Here is a 19,416-nt window from a genome sequence, read left to right as displayed (position 1 = left end):
GGTCAGTGGTGGGTTCCGGCGTAGGACTCCAGGTGGGCCAGTTGCACGGGGTCCAGCGAGGGACGGACGCGGGTGCGGGCCGACTCCACGTGTGACGCCGTCACGGTGCTGGCGGTCAGGGACTCGCGCATCGCGGCCAGGGCCGCCTCCCGGACCAGCGCGGCGCAGTCGGCGGCGGAGAAGCCGGCCAGCTCCGCGCCGAGCGCGTCGAGGTCCACGTCCGGCGCGAGCGGGACGTCCCGGGCCGTGGCCCGGAGGATCTCCGCGCGGGCCGCCCCGTCCGGGGGCGGCACGTAGACCAGGCGCTCCAGCCGGCCCGGACGCAGCAGCGCCGGGTCGACCAGCTCCGGCCGGTTCGTCGCGCCGACCACCACCACGTTGCGCAGCGTCTCCACCCCGTCCAGTTCGGTGAGCAACGCGGCCACCACCCGATCGGTCGTACCGCCGTCGGTGGCCTGGCCGCGTACCGGGGCCAGCGCGTCCACCTCGTCCAGGAAGACCAGCGTGGGCGCCGCCTCGCGGGCCCGGCGGAACAGCTCACGGACCGCGCGTTCGCTCTCACCGACCCACTTGGAGAGCAGCTCCGCGCCCTTCACCGACAGCACGTTCGCGCGCCCGGAGCCGGCCAGCGCGGTGACCAGGTAGGTCTTGCCACAGCCGGGCGGGCCGTAGAGCAGCACCCCGCGCGGCGGTGTCACGCCCAGCCGGGCGAACGTGTCCGGATAGGTGAGCGGCCAGAGCACCGACTCGGTCAACGTCTGCTTGACCTCGTGCAGGCCGCCGACGTCGTCGAGCGTCACCGTGGCCAGCTCCAGCGTGGACGCGGCCATCGTGGTCGCCCGGACCACCTCCCGCGCGGCGAGGAAGTCGGCCATCGCCACGGTCGGCGTCTCCGCCGTCTTCTGCCGCAGCGCCGCCCGCACCCCGGCCTCCCGCACCAGCGCGGCCAGGTCGGCGGCGACGAAACCGGGGGTACGCGCCGCCACCTCGTCCAGCCGGACGTCACCGGCCAGCGGCACCTGCCGGGTGAGCACTGTCAACTGCTCCCGGCGCAGCGCCGGATCGGGCAGCGGCACACTGATCCGCAGCGCCAGCAGGTCCGGCCCGCGCAACGCCGGGTCCACCGCCTCGGGGCGTCCGGTGGTGCAGACCACCGCCGCCCCGGCGCGTACCGTCTCGGCGACCACCTGGCGGAACACGGTGGCCAGCGGGCCCGGATCCTCGGCTGGGGCGAGCGCCTCCACGTCGGTGACCAGCAGCACGGCCGACCCGCCCGCGCGTACCGCCTCGGCCGCCTCCCGCAGCCGGCGGGCCGCCGCGTCGTTCGACAGCGCGGCCAGCTCGGGGGCCCAGACCGGGCGGACCCGCGCGCCGACCCGAGCGGCGACGGCGCGGACCAGCGACGACTTGCCCGAGCCGGCCGGGCCTTCGACAAGCACACCGAGCGCGACCGTGGTGCCCAGCCGGCCCAGCACCTCGCGGTGGTGGAAGCCCAGGTCCAGCAGCTCGGTCAGCTCCTCGGCCTGGGCGCGCAGGCCGGGCAGCTCGTCCACGTCGGGCGCGTCCTCGGGCCCGAGCAGGCCGTCGGCTCCCGGAGCCGCCGAGCCGGCCGAGCCGGCCGAGCCGGCCGAGCCGGTGAAGCCACCCGCACCGGTCGGGCCACCCGCACCGGTCGGGCCGCCGGAGCCAGCCGAGCCAGCCGGAACGGGGGCGCCGGTCGGGCCGGTGAAGCCGGACGCGGCGGGGCCGTGGGTGGCCGGGCCGTGTTCCCAGGCCACCACCGTGTCCATGGTGACCAGCGCGCCGGTGGCCGGCTCGGCCGCCACCACGCTGAGCAGCGTGCTCGTCCAGGCGTACCCGACGGAGCTGGCGAGACTGTGCCGTGCCGCCTCGACCAGGCCGCGCACGGCGGCGTCCGGGAGCACGTCCTGGGGCAGCAGCGAGACGTCGTCGCCGGCGGTGACCATCTTGCCCAGCAACGCGAGCCGCAGCATCTCCGGCGGGACCGCGGCCGTCACCGCGACCGGTCCGGCCAGCGTGACCCGGCTCGCCCGGGTGCAGGGCAGCGGGCTCACCGTGACCTGGCCGCCGGCCCGCAGGCCGAGGTTGCCCAGCAGCAGGTCGTCGGCGTACAGCAGGGCGCTGCTGGTGCCCGGGTCGGCGGCGGCGGCGATGCCGGCGGTCACCCGGCGGCCGGTCAGCCGCACCGGGTCGCCGGGCCGCAACGCCAACGCGGTCAGCACCTCGGGGTGGAGGCGTACGACGCCACGGCGGGCGTCCAGCGCGGCCGGCCGCAGGCTCGCGGTCAGGGTCAGGTCGGGTTCTGCCACCCGCCGACAGTAGCCGCCGGCCACCACGGCCCGCCGGGGTCAGTGCGGGTCCGGGCGGTCCAGGAGCGAGGGGTCGCGGCGGATCAGCTCGGCGAGCCGGGCCGCCGGGTCGGTCGCGCGCGGGTCGTGGCCCGGGGCGGCCACCGTCTTCACCGACATGGGCCAGGTCGGCGGTGGCGCCGGTGTGGACGTCGGGCCCACCGTCACCTCCGGCCCGGCCCAGGAGACCCGCATCGGGTACGCCTGATCGCCCAGCTCCACCCGCAGCGTCACGGCGAGCCCGCGATGCGCGGCGACCACCCGCCGGACCGCCTCGGCGACCTCCTCCACCGGGTCCCGCCGCGGCGACGCGTGGCCGCCCCGCAGCCGGTACGCGCCGTGCCCCGCCCGGTCCTCCACCGGCTCGACCCCGGCGGATGCGCCCGGCTCGGCGTGCTTGGCGGGCCAGCCCGCGTCGGCGTGCTCGGCGGGCCTGCCCGTGTCGGCGTGCTCGGCGGGCGTGCCCGTGTCGGCGTGCTCGACCGGCTCGCCGGGCAGCGGCACGCGTCGGCGCTGCGCCTCCTCGCGTCGCGCCAGCCGGGCCAGTGTCTCGTCCAGATCACCCCTCATCGCGTCCACCCCTTCGCAGCGCACGGGCCGAACCGGCTGGCGGTTCAGCGTTCCCGGGACCGGGTCGCCCGGTCCAGCGCCCGGTCCAGGACGACGAGCAGGGCGTCCCGTACGGAGAGCCGGTCCCGGGCGTCGAACTGCACCAGCGGCACGTGCTCGGCGATCGCCAGCGCCCAGCGGATCGACGGCAGGTCCAGCGCCAGCCGCCCGTCGAAGGCGTTGACGCCCACGGCGAACGGCAGCCCGGCCCGCTCGAAGAAGTCGATCGCCGGGTAGCAGTCGTCGAGCCGGGCGCTGTCCACCACCACCAGCGCGCCGAGCGCGCCCCGGGCCAGGTCGTCCCACATGAAGCCGAACCGGGCCTGGCCGGGCGTACCGAAGAGGTAGAGCTTCAGGCTGCGGTCGATGGTCACGCAGCCGAAGTCCATCGCCACCGTGGTGGTGGTCTTCCCGGGCACCCCGTCGGGGTCGTCGACGCCGATCCCGGCGGTGGTCATCTCCGCCTCGGTGGTCAGCGGCGCGATCTCGGAGATCGCACCCACCGTGGTGGTCTTGCCGACGCCGAAGCCGCCGGCGATCAGGATCTTCACCGGGATCGGCGGGCGTGGCGCGGGCACCCGGCTGACGATCGGGGCCGGCTCGCCGGGTGCGCCGGGCGGCCGGTACGGCAGCGGCGGCCCGGCCGGTGGCGGTGGGGTGGCGCGGCCGATCAGCGGGGCCGGGTTGCCGTAGCGGGTGGGGACACTGTTCGCGGCCGGCCCGCCCGGGGCGGACGCCCGCCATTCAGGAGATCGCACGAAGTCCATCAATCACTCGCAGGATGAGATCGGGATCGAGGGCGTCGTCGACGTCCGCGACGTGCACGTCGAGGTGACCGGCGGCGCGCAGGTCGCCGACCAGCACCCGGGTAACGCCGAACTGCATCCGGGTCCGGGCGGAGATCTCGGCGACCGACACCGGCTCGACACAGATCGCGACGATCGCCGCGAGTTCCGGGGCCAGCCGGGCGGTCACCGCCCACGAGCCGCTGCCCGGCCGCGCGGTCACCTGGGTCTCCAGGCTGATCGCCGGGTCGCCGTCCACCCGTCCCGAGGTGAGCACGAACGGGCGTGGGCCGGTCGGCTGCTCCCCGTCGCCCGCGTCCGGTCCCGGACCCGGGGCGGACGCGCGCAGGAAGGGGCGGATCCGGACGCCGGGTTCCGGCTCCGGGTCCTCGCCGGCGACCCCCGGGATCATTGCTGGACGGCGTTCTTCAGCTCGGCGATCAGGCGGGGGCTCAGGGCGCCGCCGGCGCGGCCGGCGAAGAGCGTCATCTCGTACGCCACGGTGCCCAGGTTGGCCGAGCGGTCGGCGACCACGCCGAGGACCGAGCCGCTGCTGATCGCGCTGATCAGCAGGTAGCCCTCGGCCATGTCGACGATGACCCGGTTGAGCCCGCCCAGCGCGTACCAGCTCGCGGCGCCACCGGCCAGGCTGGTCATGCCGGACACCACGGCGGCGAGCCGTTCCGCGTTGGACCGGTCCTTGATCGCGGACATGGCCATCAGCAGCCCGTCCGAGGAGACCGCGATCGCCTCCATCACCCCGGCCGTGCTGGAGGTGAACGAGTCGAGCAGCCAGTTGAAGGTGCGCGCCTCGGGGCTGAGGTCGCCGGTCGCGCTCTGTTCGACGTTGTCGTGCAGGTACGGGCTGGTCACCGTGAGGGATCCTCTTCATAGCGGTGGTCGGTACTGACTTCGCGCAGAGCACGGGCGACGCCCGCCTCGAATTCCGTGATGCGGTCGCGGACCTCGACCGGGTCGCCGGGGTCGGAGCTGGCCGGCGGCGCGGGCGGCACCGCGGAGACGGTCAGGTTCGCCCCCGGGACGCGCCGGCTGAGTCGGGGCCGGGCGGGTGGCGGGTCGGCCGGGTTGCCGTCGTCCTCGGCCCGGCGTACCCCGTCCTGGAACGCCTCCACCAGGGCGCGGACGGCGGCCGGGTCGTCCGGAACACCGAACGGCGGCCCGATTACCGGTCCGGCCGGACCGGTGACCGGACCGGGCGGCAGGTTGGCACCGGGCACCCGTTTCCGGATCGGCCGGTTCCCGGGCGGTCCGGCCGGCCGGCCGACCGGACCTGGCGCGGCGGGCAGCGGCCCGCGCGGCGGCGGGGTGTAGGCGGGGCCGGTCACCGGTCCGACCGGACCCGGCGCGGCGGGCAGCGGCCCGCGCGGCGGCGGGGTGCGGGTGGGGCCGGTCGTCGGTCCGGCGGCCGGGGGAGCGGCCGGTGCCGGGCCGACGACCGGTGTCGGCGGGGTGGTGCCGGCGGGGTGTGTCGCCGGGCCGGTGGGCCGCGTGGTGGACCGTGCGGTGGCCGGCGGCCAGGCGGGCGGCGGACCGCCGGTGGGGAAGCGGAAGTCCTGGACCGGCGGCCCGGTGACGGCCGACGTCGCGACCGCCCTCCCGGCGTTCGTCGCGCGGTCCCGGTCCGTCGACTCGTCGACGGCTGCCGGGCGGTCCCGGGCCGGGTCCGGGGTCTCCCGGCGGGTGGCCGGTGCGGTCGGGGCGGTCGGAGCGGTCGGGGCCGGCGCGGCGGGCATCTCGGCGTCGTCGCCCAGGTGGCCGAAGGCGTTCCAGGAGTCGCCGCTGGCGATGCTGCGGGTGGCCCGGCTCAGCAGCGCCGTGTCGAAGCCGGCCGGCTCGCCGGCGGCCGGTCGGGTCGGGCGGCTCACCGGCGTGGGGTCCGAAGGCCGTTCCACGGTCGGCGCGACGGCCCGCGCCACGGTGGTGCCGGCCGGTTCCGGCCGGCGGATCACCAGCGAGGCGGCCGGGATCTCCAGGCCGGCGGTGATCCCGCCGCCCGCGGTCGCCACCAGCCGTACGGCCCAGCCGTGCCGCCGGGCCAGCCGGCCCACCACGAAGAGGCCGAGCACCTCGGTCGGCGCGAGGTCGAGCCGCTCCCGGCGGGTGAGCCGGGCGTTCTCCTCGGCGAGCCGCTCCTCGGTGAGGCCGATGCCGTGGTCCACCACGGTGAGCCGGGCGCCCCCGTCGGTCAGCTCGCCGGCCACCACGACCCGGGTGTGCGGCGGCGAGAAGGCGGTGGCGTTCTCCATCAGCTCGGCCAGCGCCAGCACCAGGTCGCCGGCGATCGCGGGCGCCGCCGAGACGCCGGGCGGGACCTGCACGTCGACCCGGGTGTAGTCCTCGATCTCGCCGAGCGCGAGCCGGACCACGTCGGCCAGCGGGACCGGGGCCACGTGGCCGTCCGAGCCGGTGGCCCCGGAGAGCACCACCAGGCTGCCGGCGTTGCGGCGCAGCCGGCTGGAGATGTGGTCCAGCCGGTAGAGGTGCTCCAGCCGGCCCGGGTCGACCTCCTGCCGTTCCAGCCGGTCGATGAGCGCGATCTGGCGGCCGACCAGGTTTTGCGTACGGCGGCCGACGTGGCCGAACATCTGCGCCACGTTGCGCCGGCCGGCCACCTGCCGCTCGACCAGCCGGGCGGCGGTGTGCTGCACCCGCTCGAACGCGCGGGCCAGGTCGCCGAGCTCGTCCCGGGCGCGGACGTCGACCGGGTCGAGGCGTACCGGCGGCACCGACTCGGTCTCGTCGTCGGCCACCCGGGTCAGCTCCGCCTCGGCGACCCGGGCGACGCGTTCGGCGGACCGGGTGAGCCGGCTCAGCGGCCGGGACACCGTACGGGCCACCGTCATGCTCAGCAGCACCACCAGGAGCAGGATCGCGGCCGCCGCCACGGCGACCAGCCAGGCCGTGGTCAGCGCGTTCCGCTCCTCGGTACGCGTCTCCGCGATGACGTCCGCGACGACCTTCTTCTCCACGAACTGGCCCAGCGTGATCATCGAGCGGACCGAGGGGAAGAGCGCGTCCAGCGGCAGCGGGGCGATCGCCGCGACCGGGTCCCGGATGCTGTCGCGCAGGAACGTCTGGCTGGTCCGGGCCGCCACCGCCGCGTCGTCCAGCAGCGCCAGCTTCAACTGCTCCGGCGTGATCAGCTTGCGGAACCGGTCGTTGTCCACGTCGAGCGCCGCCATGCAGGCGATGTACGAGGCGGCCACCCGCGGATCACCTGTCGCGCGGACCAGCACGATCTGGGTGGCACAGGAACTCAGCGCCTCGTCGGTACGCAGCAGCGCGTCCAGCGCGAGCACCTGCCGCCCGGCCGAGGTGTCGGTGTCCACCCGGAACGGCAGCCGCAGCGCCTCGATCAGCGCCAGGTCGACCCGGGCGAAGGTGTTCAGGATCTGTTCCGGCGTGGCCCGGCCGCCGAGCGTCGCGGTCCGGACGTCGGCCAGCCGGCGTACCCCGTCGAGGGACTCGCGGACCGGCGTCGGCAGCGAATCGGCGCGCAGGTCGGCGACCCGGTCGTCGACGGTGGCGGACTTCTGGATCAGCTCGGTGCGGGTCACCCGGCCGAGCAGCAACCCGATCGAGAGCAGGCGTTCCTGCTGGAGGTCCTGCACCAGGCTGCCGATCCGGCTGGCCACGCGGACGGTCTCCACGGTGTCGGCGGCGCGGGCGGCGGCGGCCACCCGGTCGACGACCACCGGCACGGCCAGCCCGACCATGCTGAGCAGCGGGATGATCACCAGCAGGGCGAGCTTGCCCCGGATCCGCAACCTAGCGAGCAGCATCGAACGGCCTCCACCGCTCGGCCTCGACGCCCCGACCCACCGCGACGGGCTGGCGGTCGACGCCCGGCGGCTCGGGTCGGACCGCCGGGGGCAGCGCGGCCTCGGCGGGCGTCGGGCGTGCCTCGGCGGCGGGCCGCCGGAGCAGCGTCACGGCCAGCCCGATCAGCAACGCCACCGTCACGCCGGCCGCGATCCGGGCCAGCAGCCGGTCCCGGTCGAGCGCGTCCACCCGCTCCTCCAGCAACGTGTCGAGCTGGTCGAGGATGACGGTGCGGAGCTGCTTGGCGGCGGACTGGGCGGCGATCCCGGCGGCGGTGAGCTGGGTGGGGTTCGGCGCGGCCCGGCCGCCGCCCGCGGCGCTGAACGCCTCCAGCGACCGCTGGTAGGCGTCCAGCGGGGTGAGCACGTTGGCGCCCAGGTCGGTGCTCTCCGAGCTGTCCACCGCCACGCGCAGGTCGGCGACCAGGTCGTTGGCCGGACCGAACGCGGACGACCGCAGTTCGGCCAGCTCGATGCCGGTCTTCGCGCGTTCGGCGGCGGGACGCGCGGCGGCCAGCCGGACCAGGTCGGCGAGCCGGCCGGCCAACACCGTCGCGGTGGGCAGGTCGCCGCCGATGCCGTCCTGGAGGAAGAACGTGTCGGACCGGGGGTCGCGGATCAGGCCGGAGCTTTCCCGTACCTTCCGGTAGAGCGCGAGCAGCAGGTCGTTGGCTTCGCCGTACGCCTGGTAGGCGGCCTCGGGGTCGGCGAGCCCCCGGTCCGGCAGCCCTTCGAGCTTCGCCCGCAGCCCGGCCCAGCGTTCGTGGCTGCGCAGCTCGTCGCCGACGGCGGTGTCCACGGCGGCCACCTGCTCGATCGCGGCGTTGAGCGAGGCGCGGGAGACCGGCGCCCCGGCCACGGCGGTGGACTGGGCCTCCACCAGCGCGTCGGTGACCGGCCCGAGGGCGCGCAGGTAACGGACCCCGAGCCGCTCCCGGGACGCCAGGTCGTGGTCGTCCGTGGTGGTGCCGTCGACGAGCGCGAAGAGCAGCCCGAGCGGGGCGACCAGCGCCAGCGCCAGCAGCAGGGGCAGGACACGGCCCGGCACGGAGGGCCGCCGACGCACCCGCGGCGCGGGAACTGTCATGGTCTGTCTCCTCCGGCGACGGCGGGGCGGTGGATGCCCCGGGAGGTCGCCGCCAGCAGTCCCGTGCACCGGACCGGAAAATTAGTCGGTCCGGGCGCGGTGCGAACCGGGGGCGCGCAGTCGGTTTCACGTCAGTTCGTCCGGGGTGACCGAACGTCGAGTTGTTCGCCACGCAGCGTCCGATCGGGTCGTCGAGTCGCGACTTGAGCACTGATTTGCGGCTGTAGAGGTAAATTCACGTGATCCGAATACATCCCGCTGGGATGCTCTGGACCTTCTGCGGACGACGGGCGGCACGCGCCGAACGGCGCAACCGGACGAACGTACGGCGGATCTCAGGGAACGCTCAGCCGGCGGGCCGTACCGTGTGCCGCATGAGATCACCCGTCGCGCGGGTCCGGCGCGCCCTGGCCGGCCGTCCGCGCCGGATCGTCGCCGCCGTGCTGGTGGTCGCCCTGGTCGCCGCCGCGCTGGTCTGGGCGGTCCGCCCGCGGGGTACGGACTTCCGGACCGAGTCGGCGCTGCTGACCGTGCGGTCCGGGCCGGACGGGACCGAGCCGGTCGACCTGGACACCACGCTCTACCTGCCGGACGACGCCTCCGACGCCAACCGGGTGCCGGCGGTGCTGCTGGCGCACGGCTTCGGCGGCACCAAGGAGTCGGTCCGCCCGGACGCGGAGGACCTGGTCGCCCGGGGCTACGCGGTGCTCACCTGGACCGCCCGCGGCTTCGGCCGCTCCGGCGGCCAGATCCACCTGGACAGCCCCGACTACGAGGTACGCGACGCGCAGCGCCTGCTGAACTGGCTCGCCGGCCGCCCCGAGGTCCGCCTCGACGCGGCCGGTGACCCGCGCGTCGGCGTGGTCGGCGGCTCGTACGGCGGCGGCCTGGCGCTGCTGCTGGCCGCGCAGGACAAGCGGGTCGACGCGATCGTCCCGATGATCACCTGGAACGACCTGTCCCGGGCGTTCCTGCCGGAGAGCACCGGCAAGCCGCCCACCGAGGGCGTGTTCAAGAAGGGCTGGGCCGGCATCTTCTTCGGCGGCGGCGGCAACGCCGGCTCCGGGCCGGCCGGGTTGTCCGGCGCCACCGCCGCCGTACCGGAGGGCGCGCCCGCCTCCGCCGGGCCGGCGACTCCCCAGCCGGGCGCGGGGCCGGGCAGCGGTTCCGGCCGGGCGCCGGGCGGCGCGTCCGACCCGTCCTGCGGCCGGTTCGCCGAGGACGTCTGCGCCGCGTACCTGCGGATCGCCACCACCGGCCGGGCCGACGACGCCGCGGTCGAACTGCTGCGCCGCTCGTCACCGGCCGGCGTGCTGGACCGGATCAAGGCGCCCACGCTGCTGGTGCAGGGCGAGGCGGACACGTTGTTCCCGCTCACCGAGGCGGACGCCAACGCGCGCGGTATCGCCGCCGCCGGCACGCCGGTACGGGTGGCCTGGTTCACCGGCGGCCACGACGGCGGCGCCGGCCCGACCTCCGACTCCGACCGGGTGAAGTTCTTGACCGCGCAGTGGCTCGACCACTACGTCAAGGGCGAGGGGGCGGCGCCCGGCGACACGTTCACGTTCTCCCGGATCGCCGGCTTCGACGCGCTGGACCGGGGCCTGGTGGCCACCGGCTACCGCACCGACGACTACCCGGGCGTGGCCGGGCAGAAGCGCCGCGACGTGACGCTGACCGGCCCGGCCCAGCCGGTCGCCGTACCGCCGAACGGCAACCCGGCGGCGATCTCCGCGGTGCCGTTCGCCGGCGCGCTCGGCTCGCTGCTGGACGGCGTGGCCGGCGACATCCCCGGCCAGCACGCCCGCTTCGAGTCCGCGCCGCTGGACGACCCGGTCGACGTGGTGGGCGCGCCGAACGTGCGGATCCGGGTCGCCTCGCGGACCGGCGAGGCGGTGCTCTTCGTCAAGCTCTACGACGTCGACCCGCAGGGCGCGTCGACGCTGCCGGACGGCCTGGTCGCGCCGGTGCGGCTGACCGGCCTGCCGTCGACGCTGGCCGCCGCGACGCCGGTCACCGTCACGCTGCCGGCGATCGTCCGGCGGATCGAGGCCGGACACCGGCTGCGGCTCGTGGTGGCGACGTCCGACCAGGCGTACGCCACGCCGGCCGAGCCGGCGGTGCACACCGTGGCGCTCGGCGACGGCCCGCTGGTGCTGCCCACCGTCGACGCCGCGCCGATCCCCACCTCGGCCGCGATCTGGCGCTGGGTGCTGGCCGGCCTGCTCGCCGCGATCGCGGTCGGGCTCGTCGTGGTCGTGCTGCTCGCCCGCCGCCGGCACCGCCGCCAGGACCGCTCCATCCACCCGGAGTACGCGGGCGTCCCGCTCGCCGTGCGCAACCTGCGCAAGGAGTACGCGGACGGCTTCGTCGCCGTCTCCGACGTGGACTTCGAGGTGCACCCCGGGCAGGTGGTCGGCCTGCTCGGGCCGAACGGCGCCGGCAAGACCACCACGCTGCGGGTGCTGATGGGGCTGACCCAGCCCACCGCCGGGGAGATCTACGTGTTCGGGCACCGGCTGGTGCCGGGCTCGCCGGTGCTGTCCCGGATCGGCGCGCTGGTCGAGGGGCCGGGCTTCCTGCCGCACCTGTCCGGGCTGGACAACCTCAGGGCGTACTGGCGGGCCACCGGACGGCCCTGGGCGGACGCGCACTTCGACGAGGCGTTGGAGATCGCCGGCCTGGGCGCGTCGGTGCACCGGCGGACGAAGAAGTACAGCCACGGCATGCGGCAGCGGCTCGCCATCGCGCAGGCCATGCTCGGCCTGCCCGAGCTGCTGGTGCTCGACGAGCCGACGGACGGGCTGGACCCGCCGCAGATCGCCGAGATGCGCCGGGTGCTCCAGCGCTACGCCACCGACGGCCGGGCGGTGCTGGTCTCCAGTCACCTGCTGGCCGAGGTGGAGCAGACCTGCACGCACGCGGTGGTGGTGAACAAGGGCCGGATCGTGGCGTCCGGCCCGGTCGAGGAGATCGTCGGTGAGTCGCCGAGCGTGCTGTTCGAGGTGAGCGACCCGGACGCCGCGCGGACCGTGCTCGATCGGCTGGACGGCGTACGGGTGCTGCCGGACGCCGACGGCGGGCTGGTGGTGGACACCAACGGCACCGCCCGCCGCGAGGTGGTGGCCGAGCTGGTCCGGGCCGGCATCGGGGTGGACCGGGTGGTGCCCCGGCGCCGCCTGGAGGACGCGTTCCTCGCCCTGGTCGGCGAGAACTCTCGGGGAAGCGGTGATCGGTGATGGTGGACTCTTCGGTGGCGTCGAAAGGCAGTGGCGGCGCGGCGGGCGGCTACCGGCCGTCGGCCACGACGCCGTTCGGGGCGGAGTTCCGGCGGCAGGCGTCGCGGCGGCGTACCCAGTTGGCGCTGGGGTTCATGGTGCTGCTGCCGCTGATCATCCTGGTGGCGTTCCAGTTCGACTCCGGGGACGACGACGGGGGCGGGCGCGGCGAGTTCGCCAGCCTGGCCGACCTGGCCACCTCGGGCGGGCTCAACTTCACCCTGTTCTCGATCCTGGTGTCGGCGTCGTTCCTGCTGGTCGTGGTGGTGGCGCTGTTCTGCGGGGACACGGTGGCCAGCGAGGCGAGCTGGGGGAGCCTGCGCTACCTGCTGGCCGTGCCGGTGCCCCGGGCCCGGCTGCTGGCGGTGAAGCTGGTGGTCGCGCTCGCGTACTCCGGGTTGGCATTGGTGTTGCTGGCCGGCACCGCACTGCTCGCCGGCACGCTGCGCTACGGCTGGAAGCCGCTGAGCAGCCAGGTCTCCGCGGAGCTGGCCCCGGCCGACGGGCTGCTGCGGCTGGTCGGTGTGCTCGGCTACCTGGCGGTGGTGCTGCTGGTGGTGGCCGGCCTGGCGTTCCTGCTCTCGGTGACCACGGACGCGGCGCTCGGCGCGGTCGGCGGGGCGGTGCTGCTCTGGATCCTGTCCAGCATCCTCGACCAGATCACCGCGCTGGGCGGGCTGCGTAACCTGCTGCCGACCCACTACAGCAGCGCCTGGCTGGGGCTGCTGTCGTCGCCGATGCAGACCGACGACGTGGTCAAGGGCGCGATCTCGGCGGTCGTCTACGCCACGCTGTTCTGGGGGCTCGCGTTCTGGCGCTTCACCCGCAAGGACATCACGAGCTGAGGGCCGTCACTCCGGCGGCCAGAACGTCCCGTCACCGAGCTGGCGGAAGCGTTCGGCGAACGCGTCGCTGCCCTGGAACACCACCTGGATGTGCGGCCGGTGCTCGGGCAGTCGCCGGAACAGCAGCGTGATCACGTTCTGGTCGGTGGGGCTGACGAAGGCGGCGAGCTTCAGGTCGAGGCCGGGCGCGAGCATCGGGCGGGACTCCTCGATGAAGTACTCGACGGCGCGCTGGGCCGCGAACACGAAGACCACCAGCTCGTCGTGTGCGGGCAGGCCGAACGGCTGGTCGACGCCCTCGCCGGTCACCCAGGGGACCAGGAAGACGCGCTGTTGGTGGCCGAGTGTCTCCGCCGCGTCGGCGGGCCGGGCGACGAACGCGGCGAGCAGGTCCAGGTCCGGGTGCTGGACGTCGAGCGTCCGGGCCAGGTCGAGAAAGCGCTCGACCTCGCGCCGGACGACGGGCTCGGCCGGATGATCGTCCGAGACCGCTGCGGCCAGGCGGCCGAAGACGTCCAGCCGCCGCTCCTCCGGGCGCACACTGAGTCGCATCGCCCGCACATGTCCCGCATCGAACGCGGTGAACTGCTCGTTGAATCGGGCGTGCCTCGCCATCAGGGCGGCGTGGAGTTCGTCGACGGTCTCCCGGTCGAAGTCCGGGCCAGGGTCGCCGCCGGTGGCGAGGTACAGCGACAAGAAGTCGATCATCTTGTTGAGGCGGACGTTGTTCGCCACGTTCTGGAACGGGTCGAGCGAGCCCTTCGCCAGCCGGGCCCCGTAGCGGGCGGCCAGCATGCAACTGTTCATGACGTGCATCGATCCGAACATCAGCAGGATCTCGCCGGCGAGCTGGTCGGCGTCGAACTCTTCGAGCGTGCCGTTGCGCTGTAGCACCCGGATGGTGGCTGAGTACAGCACCTGCATCGAGAACGCGTCGGCGTCGAGTTCCTCCCGGAGCACCCGGTGATCCAGCGAGGCACGCCCCCGTTGGCGGTGCCATCCGCGTATGTCGTCCTCCCGGCCCGCACTGAACATCTTGCGGGCCGTTTCGCTGATGAGCCGGTCGAGGTGCTCCTCGCCGCCGGTCAGCTCGTGCTCCTCGGTAGAACGGTGCGTGGCGTGAACGTGGCCGAGTTCGTGCAGCAGCGGATAGAACCACACCGCCATGTAGTGGTGGCCGATCGGCATATGCTCAAGATCCGTTAGTGTCACCGGCAGGTAGTAGTTCGTGCTGGCCGGCAGCGACTCCACCAGCAGGTGACACGCCAGGCTCGGGTCGCCGTACCGGAGCACGAGCTCCGCGACGATGCGCAGGCTGACCTGTTCGGCCACCTCCGCCAGGAGCTCGGGAGACAGGTGGCCGGCGGTCATGATCCCCTGCAGGTGCGCGATCATTTCCAGGTACCGCGTGTTGAACAGCACGACCGACGGGTCCAGGCCCGGCAGGGAGAACATCTCCGGCACGTCGCCGTCGACCCAGTACACCGCGTACGGGTGGCCGATCACCTCGTCCACCACGTCCAGCACCACGTTCATCGGGCTGTGACCGTCGCGCTCGTGCCGCCACGTCCGGACGGCGGCACCCACCTGCGAGCGTACGACGTGGTCGAGGACGGTGTCGTCAAGCATCCGGTGGTCGGTCCGCCGCGTCGTCGCCCGCCGGCAGCTCCGTCGCGGCCCGGAACTGGCGCAACAGCTCCTCGATGTCCGCCGGACCTGGGTTGTCGACGGCGAAGGTGCGCTCGGCCAGGTTCACCTCCACCCGACCGACGCGGAACTCTTTGACCAGCTCCGCCAGGGCGCGCAGGATGTCCGGCGCCATCTTCAGCGCCACCCCGGCGACCACCATCCACGACGTGACGGCGGCCCCGTCGAGGTTGCGCCGCCCGGACGCCTGCGCCGCGACCCCGCGCGCCGTCAGTGTGTCGACCAGCGGCTGTGCGGCCTCCTCGGCGCACACCGCCACCAGCGTGACCCGCTCCGATCCCACCGGTCACCTCCCGAAAGGTCCACTGGGGAGCAATGAGCACGCTAGTGCACCGCCGCCACACTCCGACCGGTCCGAGGTCTTCCTGTCGGCTACCCGACTTCCATATCATGGGAGCGTTCCCACAAGATTGTCCCGCCAGCAAGGAATTTATTACCTTCAATGTTTATGCCGGCCATCCTGGACGTCGTCCCACACCCGTCCCAGGAGGTTTCCCATGGTCCCGGCGCAGTTGAACGGTCCCGTGCTCTCCCTGTTCCGCATCGTCGTCGGCTTTCTCTTCCTGCTCCACGGCGCGGCGTCGATCTTCGGAATACTCGGCGGCAACCCGGCCACCGGCGGCGCGGTTCCCGCCGGCACCTGGCCCGGCTGGTGGGCCGCGCTGATCCAGCTCGTCTGCGGCGTGCTCGTGCTCGTCGGCCTGGTCACCCGGCCCGCCGCGCTGCTCGCCTCCGGCTCGATGGCGTACGCGTACTTCGTGGTGCACCAGCCGCACGGCCTGCTGCCGATGAAGAACGGCGGCGAACTGGCCGCGCTCTTCTGCTGGTCGTTCCTGCTGGTCGCGGTGCTCGGCCCGGGCACCTGGGCGCTCGACGCCCTGATCTCCCGCCGCCGCGCGGCCCCCGCCGACCTCACCCCGGCGACCCGCCGCGCCTCCGTCCCGGCCTGACCCGCCGCGCGCCCGAGATCTTGGTACGGGAGTGCCCCTCCGAGGGCGGTTCCGTACCAAGATCTGTCAGCGGCAGCGTCGGGAGCGGGGGAGCGGGGCGTCACACCAGACCCGGGTACGCACCGACTGCCGTGCGGCAGGCCATCACGATCCTGATCGAGACCGGAGAGTCGTACGGCCACCAGGGGTTGGGTGTGTTCGTGCCGGACGCTGCCGAGTGACGGGCTGACCGGCTACAGCGGATTGTCCGGCGTCTCGACCGGGGAGGGCGGGGCGCTCGGCGTGACCGGTTCCGTGGTCGGGTCGGCGTCGCGGCGCTTCCAGGCGCTGACCCCGAGTCGGCCGGTGTTGCCGAGGTCGATCGTCCCGTCCATCGCCACCGCGTACGCCGGCCTGCCGGCCACCGGCGCGACGTCGAGCTGAGCGCCCTCGGTGGCCTCCACGGTCGGATCGGTGAACGTGTTGCGCCAGAGCAGCGCGGCGCCGGCCCGTTCGCCGGGGCGCAGCACGAGCTTTGTCGGTGGGGCGTCGAAGCCGGAGGTGATCCCCGTCGCGCCGGGGATGATCCTGACCTTGATCGCGTCCCCGTCGGCGTCCCGCAGGCTGACCGCCGGGTAGCCGCGCAGCTCGTACGGCTGGGTTCCGCAGTTGACCAGTTCCAGGCCCATGGCCCGCAACCCCATCGCGGCGCTCACGCCCAGCTCGGTGATCCGGATGCCCTCCGGGGTGCAGGCCACCGAGGGGGACGGCGTGACCTCGGCGTCCGGCGGCCCGGGCAGCGGGTCGACCGGTGCCGGCGTCGCGGTGCAGGCCGCCAGCAGCGCAACCCCCGCGAGCCCTCCGATCCGGCCAACCACCCGTCGCATCCGGCGATCATCCCACCCCACCCGATCGGCCCGTGGCCCACCACCTTCCGGCGATCATGAAGTTGACCGCGGCCACCGTCCGCTTTGTCGCCGCCAACTTCATGATCGACCGAGGTCAGGAGTGGGAGGCGGGGCCGGTGGGGCGGCCCACTGCGTGAGACCCGGGGTGGCGGGGCCGTGGGCGGCGCATAGAATCGACGGCACAACTGCATACCTCATCCAGAGGGGCTGAGGGATACGGCCCGACGACGCCCCGGCAACCACCCGCACGCTCGACGCCGAGCGCCCTGCGGGCAGGTGCCAATTCCGTCCCCGCCGCACCCGGCGATGCGGGGAAAGATGAGAGGAATTTCCTCGACATGACGTCGACGCTCTCCGCCGTCCCCGGCATCGACACCTCCCGCAGCCCGGCCCGCGCCCTGGTCTGTCGCGCCTGTTCCGCGCGCTACCCGCTGGCCGCCCAGCACGCCTGCTACGAGTGTTTCGGCCCGCTGGAGGTCGACTACGACACCGCCGCCCTGGCCGCCGTCACCCGGGAGCAGATCGAGGCCGGCCCGAACAGCATCTGGCGCTACGCCGCTCTGCTCCCGGCCGGTCAGGACCCGGCCACCCGGGTCACCCTCGACCCGGGGCTGACCCCGCTTGTCGCCGCCGGTCACCTCGCCACCGAGCTGGGCATCACCGCGTCGCTGTGGGTGAAGGACGACAGCGCCAACCCCACCCACTCGTTCAAGGACCGGGTGGTGTCGGTGGCGCTGACCGCCGCCCGGGCGCTCGGTTTCACCCGCTACGCCTGCGCGTCCACCGGCAACCTGGCCAACTCGGTCGCCGCGCACGCGGCCCGTGCCGGTGTGCCGTCGGTGGTCTTCATCCCCAGCGACCTGGAGCAGGGCAAGGTGGTCACCACCGCCGTCTACGGTGGTGACCTGGTCGCCATCGACGGCTCGTACGACGACGTGAACCGGCTCTGCGGCGAGCTGGTGGAGACCGACGAGTTCGAGGACACCGCGTTCGTCAACGTGAACGTGCGGCCCTTCTACGCCGAGGGCTCCAAGACGCTCGGCTACGAGGTGGCCGAGCAGCTCGGCTGGCGGATCCCGGCCCAGGTGGTGATCCCGATGGCCAGTGGCGAGCTGCTCACCAAGATCGACAAGGCGTTCACCGAGCTGGTGGAGATCGGCCTGGTCGAGGCGCCGGCCGGCGGCTGGAAGGTGTTCGGCGCGCAGTCCGCCGGCTGCAACCCGATCGCCACCGCGCTGCACGACGACCGCGACACCATCGTCCCGGTCAAGCCGACCGGCATCGCCAAGTCGCTCAACATCGGCGACCCGGCCGCCGGCGTCTACGCGCTGGAGGCGGTCCGCCGCACCGGCGGCTGGATGGAGTACGCCGACGACGACGAGATCCGCGCCGGGATCACGCTGCTGGCGCGCACCACCGGCGTGTTCGCCGAGACGGCGGGCGGCGTGACGGTGGCGGTGCTGCGCAAGCTGGTCGAGTCGGGCCGGCTGGACCCGACCGCGGAGACGGTGATCTTCAACACCGGCGAGGGCCTCAAGACGCTCGACGCGGTCGCCGCCGCCTCCGGCCCCACCCACCGCATCAAGCCCAGCCTCCGCGCCGCCCGCGACGCCGGCCTCCTGGGCTGACCCACCCCCACCCCACCCCACCCACCCGCGAGGTTGACCAAGGAGTTCGCGTCGGCGTGGAGTGCTGCGCCCGACGCAAACTCCTTGGTCAACTCGCGCGCCGGGCCGGGCGGGGGCCTGGTGCGGCGGGGGCGGGGGCTCGCCCGGGAGAGGGATCGCGGGCGACCAGCGGTGACGGGGGATGTGCGGCGCGTGTCGGAAAACTGTCACCGCAGGACTTGACGGCAGGAACCGGACGGCGCAAGATGCTCGGTGCGGGAGGGCATTCGCCGGAGACTTTTCAAAGTTTTGCGACCCAACGCCGGAGGCGTTGTGCGAACGTCCCTCCCGACCAACGTAGGACAGGGCCAGCGGAAAACCGCTGGCCCTGTCGCTTTTTCCGGGGCAGGCTCGCCGCCATGGGCCTGACCGTCACCCCGCTCGACGCGGCCGACCTGCCGACGCTCGACGCGGCGTACCGGATCGCGGAAGCGGCCCGCGCCGTCGACGAGCCGGACCTGCCGCCGACCTGCCGGCGGCGGTTCGAGGCGCTGCTGCGGCACCCGATGCCCGGCATCGACGGGCGGTGGCTCGTCGCCCGCCTCGACGGCGAGCCGGTCGGCTGGCTCCGGCTGCATCTGCACACGCTGGAGAACACCGAGAACGCCAGCGTCGAGCTGGTGGTCGACCCGGCCCACCGGCGTCGCGGGATCGGGCGCGTGCTGCACGAGCACGGCGTACGGCTGTTCCGGGAGCACGGCGGCAAGCGGTTGGTCGGCTCCACCGCCGCCGCGCTGCCCGGCGAGGAGGACCGGGAGTTCCCGGGCGCGGCGTTCGCCGCCGCGATGGGCGCGAGGGCGGCCAACGCCGACGTCCGCCGCCGGCTCGACGTGACCGCGCTCGACCGGACCCGGCTGGCCGCGCTGCACGCCGACGCCCGCGCGGCGGCCACCGGCTACCGGACCGTGCACTGGCGCGACCACACGCCCGACGAGTACGTCGCGGACACCGCGCACCTGGAGGGTCGGCTGCTGCTCGACGCGCCGATGGGTGAGCTGGAGTGGGAGCAGGAGAAGATGGACGCCGAGCGGAAACGGGGCGTGGAGCGGGCGCTCGACGCCCGGGGGGTGCGCCGCTACAACACCGGCGCGGTGCACGAGGCGTCCGGCCGGCTGGTCGGCTGGAGCCAGCTCAGCCTGGCGGCGAGCAGCACCGACCACGCCTGGCAGCAGATCACCATCGTCGAACCCGGGCACCGCGGCCACCGGCTCGGCCTGCTCTGCAAGGTCGCCAACCTGGCGTACGCGCTGGGGCACGAACCGGCGCTGCGGACCGTCGACACCTGGAACGCCGCCGCCAACGGTCCCATGATCGCGATCAACGAGCAGCTCGGCTTCCGCCCGGCCGCCGGCTCGGTCGACTGGCAGTTGGCGATCTGAGTTGTGACACG

15 protein-coding genes and 1 riboswitch are annotated in these 19,416 nt (G+C 74.2%); of the genes, 5 read left to right on the top strand and 10 right to left on the bottom strand.

The window, feature by feature from the left end; genetic code table 11:
- Positions 1–2: 2 nt before the first annotated feature.
- Genes ACZ6O5_RS05960 through ACZ6O5_RS05930 form a run of 7 tightly spaced genes read right to left on the bottom strand, consistent with a single transcriptional unit; the run spans position 3 to position 8,692 of the window.
- Complete coding sequence (locus tag ACZ6O5_RS05960) at positions 3–2,330, bottom strand: AAA family ATPase (protein ID WP_465974723.1); 2,328 nt, start codon at positions 2,328–2,330, stop codon at positions 3–5.
- A 39-nt stretch (positions 2,331–2,369) separates the two neighbouring features.
- Positions 2,370–2,939, bottom strand: a complete 570-nt coding sequence (locus ACZ6O5_RS05955) for a hypothetical protein (protein ID WP_465974721.1) — start codon at positions 2,937–2,939, stop codon at positions 2,370–2,372.
- A 44-nt stretch (positions 2,940–2,983) separates the two neighbouring features.
- Entirely contained in the window at positions 2,984–3,745 is a 762-nt protein-coding gene (locus ACZ6O5_RS05950) for a GTP-binding protein (RefSeq protein ID WP_396773789.1), read from the bottom strand.
- Positions 3,723–4,175, bottom strand: coding sequence for a DUF742 domain-containing protein (locus ACZ6O5_RS05945; RefSeq protein WP_107161364.1), 453 nt, complete (start codon positions 4,173–4,175; stop codon positions 3,723–3,725). The genes ACZ6O5_RS05950 and ACZ6O5_RS05945 overlap by 23 nt, the downstream gene beginning before the upstream one ends.
- The gene (locus ACZ6O5_RS05940) at positions 4,172–4,636 is read right to left on the bottom strand and encodes a roadblock/LC7 domain-containing protein (RefSeq protein ID WP_107161362.1); all 465 of its coding nucleotides are present in this window, start codon (positions 4,634–4,636) and stop codon (positions 4,172–4,174) included. The genes ACZ6O5_RS05945 and ACZ6O5_RS05940 overlap by 4 nt, the downstream gene beginning before the upstream one ends.
- Positions 4,633–7,566: a sensor histidine kinase gene (locus ACZ6O5_RS05935; RefSeq protein WP_465974718.1), complete on the bottom strand. Its 2,934-nt coding sequence runs from the start codon at positions 7,564–7,566 to the stop codon at positions 4,633–4,635. Before ACZ6O5_RS05935 ends, ACZ6O5_RS05940 begins: the two co-directional genes overlap by 4 nt.
- The gene (locus tag ACZ6O5_RS05930; RefSeq protein ID WP_465974716.1) at positions 7,553–8,692 is read right to left on the bottom strand and encodes a hypothetical protein; all 1,140 of its coding nucleotides are present in this window, start codon (positions 8,690–8,692) and stop codon (positions 7,553–7,555) included. Before ACZ6O5_RS05930 ends, ACZ6O5_RS05935 begins: the two co-directional genes overlap by 14 nt.
- 374 nt (positions 8,693–9,066) lie before the next feature.
- Here ACZ6O5_RS05930 and ACZ6O5_RS05925 point away from each other — a divergent pair, with 374 nt between their 5' ends.
- Both ACZ6O5_RS05925 and ACZ6O5_RS05920 read left to right on the top strand, forming a co-directional pair.
- A complete protein-coding gene (locus ACZ6O5_RS05925) occupies positions 9,067–11,931 on the top strand; it encodes an alpha/beta fold hydrolase (RefSeq protein ID WP_465974714.1) in 2,865 nt (954 codons plus the stop codon).
- Positions 11,931–12,815, top strand: a complete 885-nt coding sequence (locus ACZ6O5_RS05920; RefSeq protein WP_465974712.1) for an ABC transporter permease — start codon at positions 11,931–11,933, stop codon at positions 12,813–12,815. The genes ACZ6O5_RS05925 and ACZ6O5_RS05920 overlap by 1 nt, the downstream gene beginning before the upstream one ends.
- Before the next feature lie 6 nt (positions 12,816–12,821).
- Here the strand turns inward: ACZ6O5_RS05920 and ACZ6O5_RS05915 are convergent, their stop codons facing one another.
- Both ACZ6O5_RS05915 and ACZ6O5_RS05910 read right to left on the bottom strand, forming a co-directional pair.
- Complete coding sequence (locus ACZ6O5_RS05915; protein ID WP_465974710.1) at positions 12,822–14,444, bottom strand: hypothetical protein; 1,623 nt, start codon at positions 14,442–14,444, stop codon at positions 12,822–12,824.
- On the bottom strand, positions 14,437–14,805 hold the full coding sequence (locus ACZ6O5_RS05910; protein WP_425788877.1) for a hypothetical protein: 369 nt from the start codon (positions 14,803–14,805) through the stop codon (positions 14,437–14,439). The genes ACZ6O5_RS05915 and ACZ6O5_RS05910 overlap by 8 nt, the downstream gene beginning before the upstream one ends.
- Positions 14,806–15,019: 214 nt before the next feature.
- Between ACZ6O5_RS05910 and ACZ6O5_RS05905 the strand changes: the two genes are divergently transcribed.
- Positions 15,020–15,472, top strand: a complete 453-nt coding sequence (locus ACZ6O5_RS05905) for a DoxX family protein (RefSeq protein WP_465974708.1) — start codon at positions 15,020–15,022, stop codon at positions 15,470–15,472.
- Positions 15,473–15,705: 233 nt separating this feature from the next.
- On the opposite strand, the gene ACZ6O5_RS05900 is transcribed toward ACZ6O5_RS05905, so the two are convergent.
- Entirely contained in the window at positions 15,706–16,338 is a 633-nt protein-coding gene (locus ACZ6O5_RS05900; RefSeq protein ID WP_465974706.1) for a DUF4232 domain-containing protein, read from the bottom strand.
- A 212-nt stretch (positions 16,339–16,550) separates the two neighbouring features.
- A riboswitch (SAM riboswitch) is annotated at positions 16,551–16,684 on the top strand.
- A 13-nt stretch (positions 16,685–16,697) separates the two neighbouring features.
- Here ACZ6O5_RS05900 and thrC point away from each other — a divergent pair.
- Positions 16,698–17,987: a threonine synthase gene (thrC, locus tag ACZ6O5_RS05895; protein ID WP_465974704.1), complete on the top strand. Its 1,290-nt coding sequence runs from the start codon at positions 16,698–16,700 to the stop codon at positions 17,985–17,987.
- Between the two features lie 398 nt (positions 17,988–18,385).
- A complete protein-coding gene (locus ACZ6O5_RS05890) occupies positions 18,386–19,405 on the top strand; it encodes a GNAT family N-acetyltransferase (protein WP_465974702.1) in 1,020 nt (339 codons plus the stop codon).
- Positions 19,406–19,416: the final 11 nt, after the last annotated feature.

It is taken from the genome of Micromonospora sp. NPDC049201 (assembly GCF_055586805.1).
Note: the sequence above shows the minus strand (reverse complement) of the source record. Positions and strands in the feature narration are given on the sequence as shown.